This window comes from Reyranella massiliensis 521 (genome assembly GCF_000312425.1).
GTDB classification, from domain to species: Bacteria; Pseudomonadota; Alphaproteobacteria; order Reyranellales; family Reyranellaceae; genus Reyranella; species Reyranella massiliensis.
This window is the reverse complement of sequence record NZ_HE997181.1, coordinates 5,129,420-5,147,146: the sequence shown is the minus strand read 5'-3', so window position 1 is coordinate 5,147,146 and position 17,727 is coordinate 5,129,420. Positions and strand designations below refer to the sequence as shown.

General features: G+C 64.7%; 12 protein-coding genes. 8 read left to right on the top strand and 4 right to left on the bottom strand.

What is annotated here, in order from left to right; translation table 11 throughout:
• Positions 1 to 25: 25 nt before the first annotated feature.
• Positions 26 to 1,549 carry a 2-polyprenylphenol 6-hydroxylase gene (gene ubiB, locus BN60_RS25085; RefSeq protein ID WP_020698935.1) on the bottom strand — a complete coding sequence of 508 codons (1,524 nt, stop codon included), beginning with the start codon at positions 1,547 to 1,549 and terminating at the stop codon, positions 26 to 28.
• On the bottom strand, positions 1,550 to 2,341 hold the full coding sequence (ubiE, locus tag BN60_RS25080; protein WP_020698934.1) for a bifunctional demethylmenaquinone methyltransferase/2-methoxy-6-polyprenyl-1,4-benzoquinol methylase UbiE: 792 nt from the start codon (positions 2,339 to 2,341) through the stop codon (positions 1,550 to 1,552).
• Between the two features lie 24 nt (positions 2,342 to 2,365).
• Between ubiE and BN60_RS25075 the strand changes: the two genes are divergently transcribed.
• The 7 genes from BN60_RS25075 to BN60_RS25045 all read left to right on the top strand — a co-directional run bounded on the left by BN60_RS25075 (position 2,366) and on the right by BN60_RS25045 (position 9,396).
• Positions 2,366 to 3,100: an SDR family oxidoreductase gene (locus BN60_RS25075; protein WP_020698933.1), complete on the top strand. Its 735-nt coding sequence runs from the start codon at positions 2,366 to 2,368 to the stop codon at positions 3,098 to 3,100.
• A gap of 146 nt (positions 3,101 to 3,246) precedes the next feature.
• Complete coding sequence (locus BN60_RS25070) at positions 3,247 to 4,185, top strand: ABC transporter permease (RefSeq protein WP_020698932.1); 939 nt, start codon at positions 3,247 to 3,249, stop codon at positions 4,183 to 4,185.
• Complete coding sequence (locus tag BN60_RS25065) at positions 4,182 to 5,066, top strand: ABC transporter permease (RefSeq protein WP_020698931.1); 885 nt, start codon at positions 4,182 to 4,184, stop codon at positions 5,064 to 5,066. Before BN60_RS25070 ends, BN60_RS25065 begins: the two co-directional genes overlap by 4 nt.
• A gap of 109 nt (positions 5,067 to 5,175) precedes the next feature.
• Positions 5,176 to 6,747, top strand: coding sequence for an ABC transporter substrate-binding protein (locus BN60_RS25060; RefSeq protein ID WP_020698930.1), 1,572 nt, complete (start codon positions 5,176 to 5,178; stop codon positions 6,745 to 6,747).
• Positions 6,747 to 7,736 (top strand): ABC transporter ATP-binding protein, encoded by a 990-nt coding sequence (locus BN60_RS25055; protein WP_020698929.1) that lies wholly within the window; start codon positions 6,747 to 6,749, stop codon positions 7,734 to 7,736. The genes BN60_RS25060 and BN60_RS25055 overlap by 1 nt, the downstream gene beginning before the upstream one ends.
• Complete coding sequence (locus BN60_RS25050) at positions 7,733 to 8,818, top strand: ABC transporter ATP-binding protein (protein ID WP_020698928.1); 1,086 nt, start codon at positions 7,733 to 7,735, stop codon at positions 8,816 to 8,818. The genes BN60_RS25055 and BN60_RS25050 overlap by 4 nt, the downstream gene beginning before the upstream one ends.
• A 122-nt stretch (positions 8,819 to 8,940) precedes the next feature.
• Positions 8,941 to 9,396, top strand: coding sequence for a YccF domain-containing protein (locus tag BN60_RS25045; protein WP_020698927.1), 456 nt, complete (start codon positions 8,941 to 8,943; stop codon positions 9,394 to 9,396).
• Positions 9,397 to 9,495: 99 nt separating this feature from the next.
• Here BN60_RS25045 and BN60_RS25040 read toward each other — a convergent pair whose 3' ends face one another.
• The gene (locus tag BN60_RS25040; RefSeq protein ID WP_020698926.1) at positions 9,496 to 10,458 is read right to left on the bottom strand and encodes a ribonucleotide-diphosphate reductase subunit beta; all 963 of its coding nucleotides are present in this window, start codon (positions 10,456 to 10,458) and stop codon (positions 9,496 to 9,498) included.
• A 107-nt stretch (positions 10,459 to 10,565) separates the two neighbouring features.
• Positions 10,566 to 12,362, bottom strand: coding sequence for a ribonucleoside-diphosphate reductase subunit alpha (locus BN60_RS25035; RefSeq protein ID WP_020698925.1), 1,797 nt, complete (start codon positions 12,360 to 12,362; stop codon positions 10,566 to 10,568).
• A gap of 514 nt (positions 12,363 to 12,876) precedes the next feature.
• Between BN60_RS25035 and BN60_RS25030 the strand changes: the two genes are divergently transcribed.
• Positions 12,877 to 17,700 (top strand): NAD-glutamate dehydrogenase, encoded by a 4,824-nt coding sequence (locus BN60_RS25030; RefSeq protein WP_020698924.1) that lies wholly within the window; start codon positions 12,877 to 12,879, stop codon positions 17,698 to 17,700.
• Positions 17,701 to 17,727 lie beyond the last annotated feature (27 nt).

Below are 17,727 nucleotides of genomic sequence, written 5' to 3'. Positions count from 1 at the left end.
CTCTTCGCGAGGCGCACGCTTGGTCTCAATGCCACCAGGCTGCGATGGCGGCGATCAGGGCGAGGATGGCGACGACTTCCGAGAAGCCCGGGCGCCAGCGACTGACCGACGGCGATTCGGAGGCGGCGCGCTCCGCCTTGCGGCGTTCATGCTCGGCGACAAGAAGCAGGCTGTCGATCAGCCGCGGCACGCGACGCAGGCCTTGCGTCAGGTCTTCGACAGCGCGGCCGACGGTGGCGCGCGGCCCGAAATGCGTGACCATCCAATCCTCGATCAACGGCCGCGCCAGCTCCCAGATGTTGACGTGCGGGTTGAGCTTGGTGCCCATCCCCTCGGCCATCAGCATCGTCTTCTGCAGCAGCAGGAGCTGCGGCTGCGCGCTCATCTCGAACTGTTCGGTGACGCGCAGCATCTGCGCCAGCAGGCGGGCGATCGAGATTTCGTGGCTGGGCTTGCCGAAGATCGGCTCGCCGATCGAACGACAGGCCTGGGCAAAAGTCTCGACCGACTGGTCGGGCGGCACATAGCCCGCGCGAAACTGGACCTCGGCCACGGCGCGATAGTCCCGCCGCAGGAAGGCGACAAGCAACTCGGCGAGATAGCCGCGCGTAGCTTCGTCGACCCGGCCCATGATGCCGAAATCGACCGGCACGATGCAGCCCTCGCGATCGACGAAGGCGTTACCGCCGTGCATGTCGGCATGGAAGAAGCCGTCGCGGAACACTTGATAGAAGAAGGCTTCGGCACACTTCTTCATGATGATGTCGGGATCGTGCCCGGCGGCGATGATAGCGTCGCGGTCGCCGATGGGCGTACCGTCGACCCGTTCCTGGGTCATGACGCGCTCGGCGGTACGGTCCCAATCGATCTTCGGGGCGCGGTAGTCGGGATGGTCGGTGAAATTCTCGCCGAGTTCCTCGGCCGCCGCTGCTTCCATGCGCAGGTCCATCTCGACCCGCACCACGTCCGCGAAAGCTCGTACCGAATCGACCGGCTTCAGCCGGCGAAACCGTGGCTGGGTACGCTCGACCAGTTCGGCCATCCAGTAGAAGAGATCGAGGTCGCGCTCGAAGGCCTTCTCGATGCCGGGTCGCAGGACCTTGACCGCGACGTCGCGGCCATCGGTCGTGACGGCGAAATGCACCTGGGCGATCGAGGCGGCGGCTATTGGCACATCGTCGAAGCTCGAGAAGATCGCGTCGATAGGTTGGCCAAGCTCGGCCTCGATGATGCGACGCGCCTCGCCACCGGAGAAAGCCGGCAGATGATCCTGCAATCGCGCGAGATCGGCGGCGACGCCCTCGCTCAGAAGGTCTGCACGCGTCGACAGCGCCTGTCCGAGCTTGATGAAGGACGGCCCCATCTCCTGCAGCGCCTCCGCCAGGCGTTCGCCCGGCCGCCGCGAATCGCGCCTGAGTGCAAAGAGCCGCGCCCACGCGATCAGCGCCGGCGCGATGCCGAGTGTTTCCAGCGGAAACAGCGCATCGTGGCGGGCGAAGCGCAGCGCCATGCGCAGCAGGCGCCAGCCATTGCGAAGAGCACGGAACATCTAGATGCGCCAGCCCTGGTGCAGCGCGACGACACCCAGCGACATGTCGCGCCAGCTGACATTCGCGAAGCCTACCGCACGCATGCGCGCCGCCAGCTCGCGCTGCGGCGGAAAACGACGAATACTCTCATGGAGATAGCGGTAGGACTCGGCGTCCTTGGCAATGACCTTGCCGAAGAACGGCAGGGCACGTTCCGAATAGGCGTCGTAGAGGCGGCCGACCGGCGCCGACGTCACCTTGCTGAACTCCAGGCAGAAGAAGCGCCCGCCCGGTTTCAGCACGCGATAGGCGTCGGCCAGCGCCTTGTCGATGTCGGTCACGTTACGCAGGCCGAAGGCGATCGTGTAGGCGTCGAAGGAGCGGTCCGGAAACGGAAGCTTTTCGGCATCGCCGGTGGTCCAGGTGAGGCCCTGCAGCAGCCCGCGGTCGATGGCGCGATCGCGGCCGACCTCCAGCATGGCGGGGTTGATGTCGCAAACAGTGACGTCTGGGCGCTCGCCCTGCCGGCGCAGCATGCGGAAGGCGATATCGCCGGTGCCGCCCGCCACGTCCAGAATGCGCTCGCCCGGCCGCGGATGGACCACGTCGACCATGGCGTTCTTCCAGAGCCGGTGCACGCCGCCCGACATCAGGTCGTTCATCAGGTCGTAGCGCGGCGCCACGCTCTCGAAGACGCGCGCAACCAGACCCGCCTTTTCGTCCGCCGGAACGTCGCGAAATCCGAAGGACGCGCGGCCGGCCGGGGCCTGTCCCTCGGGGCTGGCTGCGCTAGGATCGGGGTCGTTTGTCATGGGCCGCAACCTAGAGGAATCGCCATGCCGCTGAAAGACCGGGTGATCCTGATCACGAACGTCGAGAAATTCGCAGGCCACGGCACCACACGCGTGGCCCTGGCCCAGGGAGCGACTGTCCTGGCCCACGATCCCTCGTTCGAAGCGCCGAGCGCGCGCCGGAAGTACGAGGCCGAGTTTCCCGGCGCCCATGCCCTCTCGGCGGTCGAGCCTGCCACCCTGGTCGACCTGGCCCTGAAGCGACACGGCCATATAGACGCGCTGGTCAACAACGACGCCTATCCGGCGCTGCGAGCCCCCTTGGGCGAAGCCCGGCTCGAAGACTATCGCGCGGCGCTCGAAGCCATGGCCGTGGCGCCGTTCCGGCTGACGCAGCTCGTGGCGCCCTCGATGCGCAAGCGCAAGTCGGGACGCATCGTTTTCGTCTCGTCGGCGGCGCCCTTGCGCGGCATCGCCAACTACGCGCCCTACGTCTCGGCCCGCGCCGCCGCCAACGGACTTGTTTCTTCTCTTGCGAAAGAACTCGGTCGCGACGGCATCACGGTGAACGCCGTCGGCTCGAACTATGTCGAGAACCCGGATTATTTTCCGCCGGCCCTGCTCGCAAACAGCGAGGCCATGGCGAAAATGACGGCGCAGATTCCGCTTGGACGCCTTGGCAAATCGGACGAACTCGGCGCGACGGTTTGCTTTCTCTGCTCCGACGCGGCGGGTTTCATCACTGGTCACGTTCTTCCGCATGCCGGAGGGTGGGCGTGACATCGCGATAGATCACATGCACACTCCTTTCACAAACAATGTCGCGCACGGCTGACCGAAGCGCGACGGCTAGGGAAGGAACGTCTGAGCGACGCCGGTAAGTCCGGCGCGTTCCCCCATGGCTGAGTTCGGTCCGAGGACGGCGCATGGGAAGACAAATCGTCCACCGCCTGCTGGTCTCGTTCCCCGCATTGCTCGGGGTTCTTTTCCTGTGCTTCTGTCTCCTGCAGGTTGTGCCGGCCGATCCGGCGATGATCATCGCCGGCCCCGACGCCAAGGCCGAGACCATTGCCGCCATTCGCGAAGAACTCGGCCTCGACCGGCCCATCCCCGTTCAGTTCGCCGAGTATATCGGCCGCGTCCTGCGCGGCGATCTCGGCCGCTCGATCATCTCCAACAAGATGGTGAGCGAGGAACTCGCGCTGACCATCGGCCCGACTATCGAGTTGATGCTGGGCGGCATGCTGCTCGCCGTCCCGATCGGACTGGCGCTCGGCACGCTCGCCGCCGTGCGGCGCGGCACCATCATCGACCGCATCATCATGGCCTTCTCGGTCGCCGGCGTTTCCATGCCGATATTCTTCATCGGCCTGATCCTGATCCAGTACATGGGCTTCAAATGGGGCCTGTTCCCATTTACCGGCCGCACCGGCCCCATCTGGGATGGCGGCCTGCCCAGCCTGGTGCTGCCGGCGCTGACATTGGGCAGCGTCCTGATCGGGCCGATCGCGCGGCTGACTCGCACGGCGGTGCTCGAAGTGCTGGGTGCCGACTTCGTGCGCACTGCCCGTGCCAAGGGCCTGCGCGAGACGGTGGTGATCGTGCACCACGCGCTGCGCAATGCGCTGATCCCGGTGGTGACCCTGATCGGCCTGCAGGCGGCGTTCCTGCTGGGCGGCGCGGTCGTGACCGAGACCATGTTCTCCTGGCCGGGCGTCGGTCGTCTGGCGGTCGGCGCCATCGTCTCGAGTGATTTTCCGACGGCACAGGGGGCGATCATGATCCTCGCGATTGCCTTCCTGTCGATCAACCTGCTGGTCGACATCCTCTACGTCTATCTCGATCCTCGGGTACAGCGGACATGAGCGCCGAAACCCTCGACACGGCCGCGCCTGCCGAAGAGACTGGCCTGCTCTCCCGCTCCGGCGTGCTGCGCCGGCTGATGCGGGACAAGGTCGCCGCCCTGGCCGGGATTGCTCTCACGCTCATCGTGCTGGCCGCTGTCTTCGCCCCCGTCGTGGCGCCCTACGATCCCTATCTCACCGATCTCACGAAGGTGATGCAGCCGCCCAGCGCCGAGCACTGGTTCGGCACCGACAACACCGGCCGCGACATCCTGAGCCGCGTCCTCTACGGCACGCGCAACACGCTGATGCTGGGGTTGATCGGGGTGATCATCGGCGGGTTCCTGGGCGGCGTGCTCGGCATCCTCGCCGCCTACTATCCGCGGGCCGATGGCTGGATCATGCGGCTGGTCGACGTGATGCTGGCCTTTCCGGCGATCCTGATCGGTCTCGCGGTCGCCGCGATCTTCGGCGCCGGCCTCACCGCCGTGGTGATTGCGCTGGTGGTGGCCACCGTGCCCGACGTGGCGCGCGTCGCACGCGGCTCGGCCGTCGGCGTGATGGGACAGGAGTTCATGGAAGCCGGCCGCGCCGTCGGCGTCTCCGACCGCACCCTGATCTGGCGCTACCTGACGCTGAACTGCATCTCGACCATCTTCGTCTTCCTCACCTTGCGATTCGGCCAGATCATCCTGATCGGATCGGCGCTCGGCTTTCTCGGCATGGGTGCGCAACCGCCGACCGCCGAACTCGGCATGATGGCCGCCCAAGGCCGAGACTTTCTCTTCATGGCACCGCACATCGCAACGATCCCGAGCTTCGCGATCTTCGTCATCGTGCTGGCCGCCAATCTTCTGGGCGACGCGTTCCGCGACGTCCTCGATCCGAGGCTGCAACAATGATCGGACCCGTTCTGCCTGCGGCATTCGTATTGAACACCTTCGACAAACGGCCGGACGTCAATTTCTGAACAGGACGCACACTGACGAACCAGAAGGCGAGGAAACGACGATGCGTACTCTCTTCAAAAGCGTAGCAGCGTTGCTTGGTATGGTCGGCCTCTCCGCGGCGTCGGAGGCGCAGACCCTCAAGATGATGAAGTCGCTCGATGCCCCGCACTATGATGGCCAGCGCACGACATGGTCGCCGACGTCCGACATCGTCAACATGTTCCAGGACACACTGGTGGCCATGGACTGGGACGGCAAGACGGCGATCCCCTACCTCGCCAAGTCCTGGACCGTCAGCCCCGACGGCAAGCTCTACACCTTCAAGCTGCGCGACGACGTGACCTTCTGCAGCGGCAAGAAGTTCACTGCCGAGGATGTGATCTATTCCTTCAAGCGGTTGACCAGCCCCGAACTCAAGGCGCCGCTCGCCTGGCGCGCCGGCAATATCAAGGAGCTGCGCGCACCCGATCCCTACACGGTCGAATACGAACTGAACGAACCGTTTGCCGACCTGCTGCTGCAGCTCACCATGTTCACGACTGCCATCCACAACAAGGAGAGCGTGGAGGCGCTGGGCAAGGATTACGGCGTCAAGGCAATCGACGGCACCGGCCCATGGTGCTTCGACTCCTGGACGCCACGTACGGAGATCGTGCTGAAGAGGCACGATGCCTACAAGTGGGGCCCCTCGATGTACCAGAACAAGGGGCCGGTGAAGTTCGAGAGGCTCTCGATCAAGATCGTGCCGGAGGATTCGAGCCGGGTCGCCGCCATGATGGGCGGCCAGTTCGACGTCACGCACCAGATCCCGCTGCAGTTCATCCAGCAGGTCAAGGCGTCGCCCAACCTCAATGTCCAGGAGGCGACGCCAAACTTCCAGCTCATGTACTACGGCTACAAGACCACGCGGCCGATGGTGGCGGACAAGCGCGTGCGCGAGGCGATGAACATCGCCATCAACCGCGCCGACATCACCAAGGGCATCATGCTGGGTAACGCAACGCCGGCTTACACCTTCATTGATCCCAAAGCGCTCGACTTCGCCGACTCGACCAAGAACATCATCAAGGAGGATGTCGAGCGGGCGAAGAAGCTGCTCGACGAAGCCGGCTGGAAGGTCGGCAGCGACGGCATCCGCGAAAAGGACGGCGTCAAGCTGGCGCCGCGCGTGCTGTTCACGCAGGTCTCCTACTTCCCGCGCGTTTCCGAAGCGATCCAGGGCTACATGCGCAAGATCGGCATCGACTGGAAGATCGTCGGCTACGATTCGACCATCGCGCCGGCGGAAATGGCCAAGCAGGACTTTGAACTCTGGACGGTGACGTTCCCCTACATCTCCTCCGGCGACCTGCTGAACTTCTACTTCGACTCCAAGAACATGCCGGCGCCGAACCGCATGAACTGGAACGACCCCAAGACGGACGAGTATCTGAAGATGGGCCGCGCTTCGATCACCGACGCCGACCGCGCCAAGTACTATGCGCTCGCCCAGCAGCGCGTGACCGAGGAGCATCTCTGGATGCCGGTGATGAACATCGCGATGTACACCACCAGCTTGAAGAAGTTGAAGGGCGTGCGGCCGCACATGCTCTACCAGAACACCTTCTACAAGGGCCTGGATTACTCCTTCTGATGGACAAGCTCCTGGACGTCCGCGGTCTCCGGACACACTTCCACACGGACCGCGGCCTGTTTCGCGCGGTCGACGGCATCGACTTTTCCGTCGAACGCGGCCGCACCGTCGGGCTGGTCGGCGAGTCGGGCTGCGGCAAGAGCGTGACCTCGCTGTCGGTCATGGGCCTGGTCGCGAGTCCACCCGGCCAGGTCGACGCCGATGCCATCAGCTTCGAGGGCCGCAATGTGCTCGGCCTTTCGGCCGACGAACGCCGCAAGCTGCGCGGCGGCAAGATGTCGATGATCTTCCAGGAGCCGATGACCTCGCTCAACCCGGTACACACGATCGGGCAGCAGATCGTCGAGGCGATTCTGGCTCATACGACGCTGTCGCCGGCGGCCGCCAAGGCACGCGCCATCGAAATGCTCGACCTCGTGCGCATCCCCTCCGCCGCCGAGCGGGTCGATGATTATCCGCACCGCCTGTCGGGCGGCATGCGCCAGCGGGTGATGATCGCCATGGCGCTGGCCTGCGAGCCGGCGCTGCTGATTGCCGACGAACCTACGACGGCGCTCGACGTCACCATTCAGGCGCAGATCCTCGACCTGCTTCAGGACCTGCAGCGCCGCCTTGGCATGGCGATCCTGATCATCACCCACGATCTCGGGGTGATCGCCGAGGTCGCTGACGAGGTACTGGTGATGTACGCCGGCAAGATCGTGGAAAGCGCGCCGGTCGCCGCCCTCTTCGCCGACCCGCAGCATCCCTACACGATCGGTCTGCTGGGCTCGATCCCGCGCATCGAGATCGATCGCGAGCGGCTGTCGACCATCGAAGGCACGGTACCCAGTCCGAACAACCAGCCCAAGGGGTGCCGGTTCGCGCCGCGCTGCCCCTTCGCCGACACGCGCTGTCATGCTGAGCCACCGCCGCTGCGCGGCATCGGAACCGATCATCGCGTGGCCTGCTGGAAGGCGCCCGTCGAACTGGCAGGAGCGACGGCATGAGCAGCGCATCGACGCCCGTGCTTCAGGTAGATGGCCTGGTCAAGCACTTCCCCGTCGCCCGCGGCCTGATCCGCCGTAAGGTGATCGGCATGGTCCGGGCGGTCGAGGGCGTGAGCTTCGAGATCGCGCGCGGCGAGACATTGGCGCTCGTGGGCGAGTCGGGTTGCGGCAAGTCGACGACCGGCCGCCTCGTGCTGCGCCTGATGGACCCGACGGCCGGCTCCGTGCGCTTCAAGGGCGAGGAGATCGCCGGACTCGACAAGCAGTCGCTGCGCCGGCTGCGCCGTCACATGCAGATCATCTTCCAGGACCCCTATGCCTCGCTGAACCCGCGCATGACCGTGGGCGAGATCCTGGCCGAGCCAATGGCGGTGCACGACCTTCACACCGAGGCCGAACGCGGGAAGCGGGTGCGGGACCTGCTCGACGTGGTCGGCCTGCTGCCCGAGCATGCAAGGCGCTACCCGCATCAATTCTCGGGAGGCCAGCGCCAGCGGATCGGCATCGCCCGCGCGCTAGCGGTCAATCCCGACCTGATCATCTGCGACGAGCCGGTGTCGGCGCTCGACGTCTCGATCCAGGCGCAGATCGTCAACCTGCTGCAGAACCTGCAGCAGCGCTTCGGCCTCTCCTATCTGTTCATCGCCCACGACCTTGCCGTGGTGAAGCACATCAGCGACCGCGTGGCGGTGATGTATCTCGGCCAGCTCGTCGAGATCGCGAGCAAGCGCGACCTCTACGACCGGCCCCTGCATCCCTATACGCAAGCCTTGCTGTCGGCGATCCCGCGGCCCGATCCCAGTGTACGCAAGGAGCGCGTCCTGCTGGCAGGCGACGTGCCCTCGCCCTTCGCCCCACCGTCGGGCTGCCGCTTCCACACGCGCTGCCAGCACGCCCAGCCGCGCTGCAAGCAGGAACAGCCCGAGCTAAGGGATGCCGGCGACGGCCACCGCGTCGCCTGCCACTTCTACGAGACGATTCCCAAGCCCGCGATTGCAACCGCCGCCGATACCGCCAACGGCAAGTTCGTCGAACGGCTGGCGGCCTTCGAAGCGGCAAAGGCCAAGCGCCTGCAAGCGTAGACGACAGCACCACTCCTACCGCGAATGCCAACCGACTTTCCCACGAGTAGAAAGCGGTATATAAATACTACCATTGCGGGCACGAGAAAGAACCGCCGCAGGTCTAACGGGAGAGAAGACTAGTGCGAACGCTTGGCAACATCCTCTGGCATTTCCCATTTCTGGGTTTCGTGACCGCGGCTATCTACTGGCTGCTGGGACTGCTATTGACGGCTCTGGTCGTCACGGCGCCGATTGGCCTCGGCCTCATGGAATTCGGCAAGTTCCTCTTCGCCCCCTTCGGGCGAGCGATGGTCGACAACAAGAACCTCAAAGGCGACCGGAACGCAGCCTGGCAGGCCTATTCGACGATCATCATGATCCTCTACATACCCTTTGGACTGGTTTTCGTGGTGATCAACACCATCCAGGTCGTTCTGTTGTGCCTGTCCATCGTCGGCATCCCCGTCGCGTTGGTCATCGCGAAATCCCTTGGAACGGTTCTCAATCCCGTGAACAAGGTCTGCGTGCCCGCCGCGGTCGCGGAGGAACTCGAGCGCCGCAAGGGAAGCGCCGAGGTAGCCAAGTATGTCGGCTGATCAACGTCAATCAGCGGAGTCGTTCGGGAATTGGAGCGGCACCACATCTGTCATCGTTGATGTAGTGCACTGAAGTTCGGCGGGACGGCTTGCGCCGCGTTAGCCGAACGCTTCGTCCCAGGTGCCGCGCGTCGAAGCCTTCGAGTACTCCGTCGCGCGGTTCTCGAAGAAGTTGGTGTGCTCGATGGCGTTCAGCATCTGGTCCATCCAGGGCAGCGGATTCTTCGCATCCTGGCGATAGATCGGCTGCAGGCTGAGCTGGGTCAGGCGTCGGTCGGCGATATAGCGGATGTAGCGCTTCACGTCGATCGCGGTCATGCCCTCGATGCCGCCCATTTCGAAGGCGAGGTCGATAAAGGCGTCCTCGTGGTCGACGATGGTCGAACAGGCGACGTAGATCTCGCGCTGCAGCTCTTCCGTCCAGATCTCGGGATTCTCGTGCACGAACGTGCGAAACAGGCGGACGATCGAATTGCAATGAAGCGTCTCGTCGCGCACCGACCACGACACGATCTGGCCCATGCCCTTCATTTTATTGAAGCGCGGGAAGTTCATGAGCATCGCGAACGAGGCAAAGAGCTGCAGGCCTTCGGTGAAGGCGCCGAACACCGCCAGGGTCTTGGCGATCGCGGGCTTCGAGTCGACGTTGAACTCCTGCATGTAGTCGTACTTGTCCTTCATCTCCTTGACGTGGAGGAAGGCCGAATACTCTGTCTCGGGCATGCCGATCGTGTCGAGCAGATGGCTGTAGGCGGCGACGTGCACAGTCTCCATCGCCGAGAAGGCGGCCAGCATCATCTGCACTTCCGTGGGTTTGAAGACCCGCGAATAGTGCCGCATGTAGCAGTTGTTCACTTCGACGTCGGCCTGGGTGAAGAAGCGGAAGATCTGCGTCAGCAGATGACGTTCGCTGTCGCTGAGCTTGTTGCGCCAGTCCTTGACGTCGTCGGCCAACGGCACTTCCTCGGGCAACCAGTGAATGCGCTGCTGCGTAAGCCAGGCGTCGTAGGCCCAGGGATAGTGGAACGGCTTGTAGATCGGCTTGGCGTCGAGAAGGGACATGGCACGGACCCGCCTGGTCGGAGCGTGAAGACAAAAACGCGGAGACGAAAAAGCTCCCGTAGCGACTTCGGAACGAATCCGGAGACGCTACAGGGGGCGACTCGAGTTTACTGACAGCTAAGGCACTCTTCGTAGTCGTTGCTCTGCGTCGGTGTTCCGATTGGCAGAGGAGAGGGGACGTCAGTTCTGGGGGCTGAGAGAGCGTGGTCGCCAAGCGGCGCGGAGAGGGCTTCGCCCGCGACGGTCTCGGCGCGCTGGATGCTGAGGGAGCGGCAATAGTAGAGACTCTTCACGCCGCGCTTCCAGGCCATCATGTGGATCTGGTGCAGGTCGCGCTTATGCACGTCGGCCGGCAGGAAGAGGTTCAGCGACTGGCTCTGGCAGATATAGGGCGTGCGGTCGGCCGCGTGCTCGACCAGCCAACGCTGATCGATTTCGAAAGCAGTCTTGAACACGGCCTTCTCGTGATCGTCGAGGCAGTCGAGATGCTGCACCGAGCCCTGGTTCGTGGTGACCGAAGTCCAGGTGTCCTCGTCGTTCTTGCCCCTCTGCTCCAGCAGCTTCTCGAGGTAGGGGTTGCGCACTACGAAGGAGCCCGACAGGGTCTTGTGGTTGTAGACGTTGGCTGCCGACGGCTCGATGCCGGGCGACGCGCCGCCGCAGATGATCGAGATCGAGGCGGTCGGCGCGATGGCAAGCTTGTTCGAGAAGCGCTCGGCCACGCCGAAGTCGGCCGCGTCCGGGCAGGCGCCGCGTTCGCTGGCGAGCGTCTTCGACGCCTCGTCGCACTGGCCACGGATGTGCTTGAACATCTTCTTGTTCCACACCTTGGCCATCACGGATTCGAGCGGAATGCCGTTGGCCTGCAGGAAGGAGTGGAAGCCCATGACACCGAGGCCGACCGAACGCTCGCGCATCGCGGCATAGGTCGCGCGCGCAAAGTCAGTGCCGGCATTGTCGATGAAGCCCTGCAGCACGTTGTCGAGGAAACGCATCACGTCCTCGATGAAGTGCGGATGCTCGTGCCACTCGAGGTAGGTCTCGAGATTGAGCGAGGAGAGGCAGCACACGGCGGTGCGCTGCTTGCCGTGGTGGTCGACGCCCGTCGGCAGGGTGATCTCGCTGCACAGGTTCGAGGTCTTGACCTCGAGGCCCGCCAGCTTGTGATGCTCCGGCCGTGCATTATTCACGTGGTCGACGAACACCAGGTACGGCTCGCCGGTCTCGATGCGCGCCGTCAGTATCCGGATCCAGAGATGGCGGGCCGAGACCTTGCGCTGGACGGCACCGTCCTTCGGGCTGACCAGCGCCCACTCCTCGTCGTTCTCCACGGCGCGCATGAAGGCGTCGGAGATCAGCAGGCCGTGATGCAGGTTCAGCGCCTTGCGGTTGGGATCGCCGCCGGTCGGGCGACGGATCTCGATGAACTCCTCGATCTCGGGATGGTTCACCGGCAGATAGACGGCCGCCGAGCCGCGGCGCAGCGAGCCCTGGCTGATGGCGAGCGTCAGCGAATCCATCACGCGGATGAAGGGCACGACGCCCGAGGTCTTGCCGTTCAGGCCGACCTTTTCGCCGATCGAGCGCAGGTTGCCCCAGTAGGAGCCGATGCCGCCGCCACGCGCCGCCAGCCAGACGTTCTCGTTCCACAGGCCGACGATCCCTTCGAGGCTGTCGTTCGCCTCGTTGAGGAAGCAGGAGATCGGCAGACCGCGGCTGGTCCCCCCATTGCTGAGAACGGGCGTGGCCGGCATGAACCACAGATTGCTGATGTAGTCGTAAAGACGCTGCGCGTGGGCATCATCGTCGGCATAGGCCGAGGCGACGCGCGCAAACATCTCCTGGTAATTTTCGCCAGGCAGAAGATACCGGTCGGTCAGAGTTGCCTTGCCGAAGGCCGTCAAGCGGGCGTCCCGAGAGGAGTCGGTAACAACCCGTGCACCGCTGCGAACTTGAACGACATCAAACACTTGCGGTCCCCTTTTTCTTTTTGTCCACAGTTGTGGAAAGAACACTCTGTGGAAGACACCTAGATATTGCGAGGAGCTCGTCACTCCCCACTACCCATTGATAGTACGTTACCTACCCATCCTGTCATTTCCAAATTTTTCCCTCGAATGTGAATCTCAGGAATGGCTTGTTAACGCTCTGATATTTCTTGAAGAAATGGGGTTTGAAATTCTGTTTCCTGGACCGTTTCTGCGCCTTCGCAGGTGCAGCATAAGATGAGAACAAAACGCGCTTTCCCGCGGAATCCGTGGGTCAGAAACAGAAACCGCAGCGAATCGGCTCGCCCTCGAAGGCCCACCTCCCAAAACGCGAGATGCGGTGGGCATTCCCGGGCTCGCCAAGAGTCCGTCGTCAGAATGTCATAGGGCGGCGTAACATCCGCCACAGTCCGAGGAGGAAACACAAGACATGGCCACTGCCCTCGCACCGCGTGTTTACGGGCTCGACGCCATCTGCGCTGCCGCTCTGCAGGCCACCGGCGGCGAGGACGCCGCCCAATTTGCACGCCGGCTGTTCGCCCGCGTCGCCGACAAGGACCTAGCCGCAGCATCTGCCGATCAGCGTGCCGCAGCCTCCAACGCACTCCTTGCCTTCGCCCGCCGCAGGCTGCCCGGCGTCGCCAAGGTTCGCGTCTTCAATCCGACCGCCGGCGTCCACGGCTTCGAGAGCCGCCATACGATCGTTCAGATCGTCAACGACGACATGCCGTTCCTGGTCGATTCGATCGCCAACGAGTTCAATCGCCGCGAGATCGCCGTCCACCTGCTGGCGCATCCGGTCCTGGCGGTTCGGCGCGACCTCGACGGCGACATGATCGGCATCGCCCTGGAGGCCGGCGAGCGGGCCAAGGCGGAGTCGATGATGCACATCGAGATCGACCGTCAGGCCGATCATGCACCGCTCGACGAGCTGGCCGCCGCGCTGACGCGCGTGTTGGCCGAAGTGCGGCTCGCGGTCGAGGACTGGCGCGCCATGCGCCGTGCCTGCCTCGACGCCATCGCCGATCTCGTCCCCGGCCGGGCGGCGAACCTCGCGGAGTACGAGGACTTCCTGCGCTGGCTCGAGGCCAACCACTTCACCTTCTTGGGCCACCGCCGCTACCGCTATGTCGACGATCCCGGCCAGCCCGGCGGCCTCCGCTACGAGCTGATGCCGGGCTCGGCGCTCGGCATCCTGCGGCGCGACGAGGTTCGGCTGTTCGAGGCGGGGCTCGGCGGGGGTGAGGCCATGTCGCGTTTTGCGCGCGGCCCGCACAACGTCCTGATCGTGAAGACCGACCGACCGTCGATGGTCCATCGCAGCGGCACGATGGATTGCGTCATCGTCAAGACCTTCGATGCCGATGGCCGGGTCACGGGCGAACGGCGGCTGGTCGGCCTGTTCACCTCGGCCGCCTACCACGCGATGGTGCGCGACATACCGCTGCTGCGCGGCCGGGTCGACGGTCTGTTGCGTCGTTCGGGCCTGGATCCGAACAGCCACGACGGCAAGGCGCTGATGGCGATCCTAGAAGCCTATCCGCGCGACGAACTGTTCCAGATCGAAGAAGACACGCTCTACGACCACGCCATGGGCATCCTGCAGTTGCAGGAACGACGGCGCGTGGCCCTGTTCGCTCGCCGCGATGCCGTCGGCCGCTTCGCCACCAATCTCGTCTACGCGCCACGCGAACGCTTCGACACGGCGCTGAGCGACCGCTTCGCCGCGATCCTCGAGCAGAGCTGGCATGGCAAGGTGACCTCGACGGCCTCGTCGGCCGACTCGGGCTCCGCCCTCGCCCAATCGCTCTATACACTGAGACTCAACTCACCGACTGCGCCGACGCCCGACCTCGCCGAACTCGAGCGCGCCCTGGCCGAGGCCGCGACGTCATGGAACGACCGGCTGCGCGCCACGCTTCAGACAAACCTCGGCGAAGCCGAAGGCCGAACGGCCGCGCGCCGCTGGCGCCAGTGGTTTCCGTCCACCTATCGCGACAGCTTCGATGCCACCCAGGCAGTGGCCGACATTGTACCGCTGCAGGCCACGCTCGAGGGCCGGCGGAATGCCGTACGACTCGACCGCGAGCCGGGCTCGCCGCTGCATCGCTTCACTCTGCGCCTGTTCCATCCGCGCGAGCCAATTGCGCTCTCCGATATTCTGCCGCCGACCGAGAATTTTGGTCTGCGCATCCTTAGCGAGGCGCCATTCGGCCTGCGCGCGGACGGCGGAGATCCCGTGGCGCTGCAAGTGCTGAGCGTCGAAACATCCGACAAGTCGCCGGTCGACCTCGCGGCCGCCGGCCCCCGGTTCGTCGAGGCGCTCGACCGGCTCTGGGCCGGCGCTTTCGAGAGCGACGGCCTCAACCGGCTGATCCTGGGGGCCGGACTTGCCTGGCGCGAAGTCGCCATCGTCCGCGCCTACACAAAGTATTTGCGCCAGGCCGGCATTCCTTTCAGCCAGGATTACATGGAGCGCGCCCTAGCGGCTTACCCGACGGTCGCGCGCTTGCTAGTCGATCTCTTCGTGGCGCGCTTCGACCCGTCTCTCGGTGATGCGACCTCTACTATACGCAAGGAGAAGGTCGAGGCCGTCGAAGCAGCACTTGAAACCGCGCTCGAAGCCGTGGCGACCCTGGACGAGGATCGCATCCTGCGACGCTTCCACAACGCCGTGCTCTGCACCTTGCGCACCAACTACTGGCAGGCCAGCAGCAACGGCACGCCGAAGGACTGGATCTCCTTCAAGATCGACAGCCGCGCCATCGACGATCTGCCGGCGCCCCGGCCTCTGGTCGAAATCTTCGTCTACAGCCCGCGCATGGAAGGTATTCATCTGCGCGGCGGCCGGGTCGCCCGCGGCGGCATACGCTGGTCCGACCGGCGCGAGGACTTCCGAACCGAAATCCTGGGCCTGATGAAGACGCAGATGGTGAAGAACGCCGTCATCGTACCCGTCGGCTCGAAAGGCGGCTTCTATGTCAAACAGCCGCCGGCCGGCGGGACGCGCGAGCAGATCCAGGCAGAAGGCATTGCCTGCTATCAGACCCTGATCCGCGGCATGCTCGACATCACCGACAACTATGCCGGCGGAACCATCGTCCCGCCGGCTGCCGTGGTCCGCCACGACGGCGACGATCCTTATCTCGTGGTGGCCGCCGACAAGGGCACCGCCACCTTCTCCGACATCGCCAATGCGCTGGCCCGCGACTACGGCTTCTGGCTTGACGACGCGTTCGCCTCTGGTGGCTCGGCGGGATACGACCACAAGAAGATGGGCATTACGGCGCGCGGTGCATGGGAATCGGTGAAGCGCCACTTCCGCGAACTCGACCACGATGTTCAGGCAACTCCTTTCACGGTTGCGGGCGTCGGCGACATGTCGGGAGACGTGTTCGGCAACGGCATGCTGCTGTCGCCGCATATCAAGCTCGTGGTGGCCTTCGACCACCGCCACATCTTCATCGACCCCTCGCCCGATCCGACGACGAGCTTCGCCGAACGCAAACGGCTGTTCGGCCTGCCGCGCTCCTCCTGGATGGACTACGACAAGAGCCTGCTGTCGACCGGCGGCGCCGTCTTCGATCGCACGGCCAAGTCGGTCAGCCTGTCGCCCGAGGCCCGGCAGTTGCTGGGCATCGAGACCGGGACATTGGCGCCGCTCGACTTGATGCGCGCCATCCTGACCGCACCTGTCGACCTGCTCTATTTCGGCGGCATCGGCACCTATGTGAAGGCTTCGAGCGAAAGCAACGCCGATGTCGGCGACCGCACCAACGACGCCTTGCGCGTCGATGGCTCGCAGATCCGGGCAAAGGTGATCGGCGAGGGCGCCAACCTCGGCTTCACGCAGCGCGGGCGAGTCGAGGCCGCACTCGCCGGCCGCAAGATCAACACCGATGCACTCGACAACTCCGCCGGCGTCGATACGTCCGATCACGAGGTCAACATCAAGATCGCTACGGGCGGCGCGATTACCTCGGGCGCCCTCGCCGCGTCGGAGCGCGACGCCCTGCTCTTCTCGATGACCGACGAAGTGGCAGGCCTCGTGCTGCGCCACAATTATCAGCAGAGCCAGGCGATCAGCATGGCCGAAGGACAGGCGGCAGAAGAGCATGACCGCCTCGAACGCTTCATGCGCACCCTGGAACGCAAGGGCCGGCTCGACCGTGCCGTCGAGTTCCTGCCGGACTCGGCTGCCATGCGCGCGCGTGCCGCCAATCGCCAGCCGCTGACCCGCCCCGAACTCTGCGTGCTGCTGGCCTATGCCAAGATCGACCTCAACGAAGAGATCCTGGCCTCCGACCTGCCCGACGATCCAAGGCTGGAGGAAGAGCTGTTGCGTTACTTCCCGGCAGCCTTGCAGGAGAAGTACGAACCGGCGATCCGCGGCCATCGCCTGCGCCGCGAGATCACGGCCCTGCAGGTGGTGAATTCGCTGGTCAACCGCTGCGGCCCGACCTTCGTGCACAATGTCGGCCAGCGCTCCGGCGCATCGGCCGCGACCATTGCACGAGCGTTTACGGTCGTGCGCGATGCCTGGAAGCTGCGCACGCTCTGGGCGGACATCGAGGCCTTGGACCCTGCGCTTAAGGCCGAAGCCCAGGTCCGCATGCTGGTCGCCTCGCAACGGTTCCTGGTACGCACGGTACAGTGGACCTTGCGCCGCCTGCCGCAGCCGCTCGACACGATTGCTGCAACGTCCAAGCTCGGCGCCGCCGTCGGCGCACTGGGCGACTTGCCGGCCGATCTGATCGGCCAGGCCGAAGCGACTGCACTCGGCGAACGGGCCGCCGCATTGGAAGCAATCGGCGCGCCGGCCGCCACTGCACGCCAGGCGGCCGCCCTCGAAACGCTGGCATCGGCAGGCGACCTGGCACTGGCCGCCGAAGCCAACGGCTGCAACATCGAATCGGCGGCGCGGCTCTATTTCCGGATCGGCGAGCGGCTGTCTCTGGCGTCGCTGGCCAATGCCGCACACAAACTGCCACGGGAAGGCCAATGGCCGTCGCAGGCAGCCCTTGCGATCCAGGACGAGCTGGCGGGATTGCACGCCGACTTGCTGAGCTCGGCTCTGCGCGCGGCGGGTGGCGGCAATTGCGATCCCGATGATGCGCTCGCCAAATGGAGCGAGCCGCGGCAGCTTGCGCTGGATCGTGTCGACCGCCTCGTGAAGGAGGATTTCGCCGCCGCCGGTGCGCTCGACCTCGCCATGCTGTCGGTCGCGACGGCCGAGTTGCGAACGCTGGTCTAGTTCACCACATCAGATCCCAGGAGAACA

Bases quoted from the DNA above. Each gene is read 5' to 3' on its own strand.
- ubiB (WP_020698935.1), bottom strand. From the start codon at position 1,549: ATGTTCCGTGCTCTTCGCAATGGCTGGCGCCTGCTGCGCATGGCGCTG.
- BN60_RS25065 (WP_020698931.1), top strand. From the start codon at position 4,182: ATGAGCGCCGAAACCCTCGACACGGCCGCGCCTGCCGAAGAGACTGGC.
- BN60_RS25070 (WP_020698932.1), top strand. From the start codon at position 3,247: ATGGGAAGACAAATCGTCCACCGCCTGCTGGTCTCGTTCCCCGCATTG.
- ubiE (WP_020698934.1), bottom strand. From the start codon at position 2,341: ATGACAAACGACCCCGATCCTAGCGCAGCCAGCCCCGAGGGACAGGCC.
- BN60_RS25055 (WP_020698929.1), top strand. From the start codon at position 6,747: ATGGACAAGCTCCTGGACGTCCGCGGTCTCCGGACACACTTCCACACG.
- BN60_RS25060 (WP_020698930.1), top strand. From the start codon at position 5,176: ATGCGTACTCTCTTCAAAAGCGTAGCAGCGTTGCTTGGTATGGTCGGC.
- BN60_RS25030 (WP_020698924.1), top strand. From the start codon at position 12,877: ATGGCCACTGCCCTCGCACCGCGTGTTTACGGGCTCGACGCCATCTGC.
- BN60_RS25050 (WP_020698928.1), top strand. From the start codon at position 7,733: ATGAGCAGCGCATCGACGCCCGTGCTTCAGGTAGATGGCCTGGTCAAG.
- BN60_RS25040 (WP_020698926.1), bottom strand. From the start codon at position 10,458: ATGTCCCTTCTCGACGCCAAGCCGATCTACAAGCCGTTCCACTATCCC.
- BN60_RS25075 (WP_020698933.1), top strand. From the start codon at position 2,366: ATGCCGCTGAAAGACCGGGTGATCCTGATCACGAACGTCGAGAAATTC.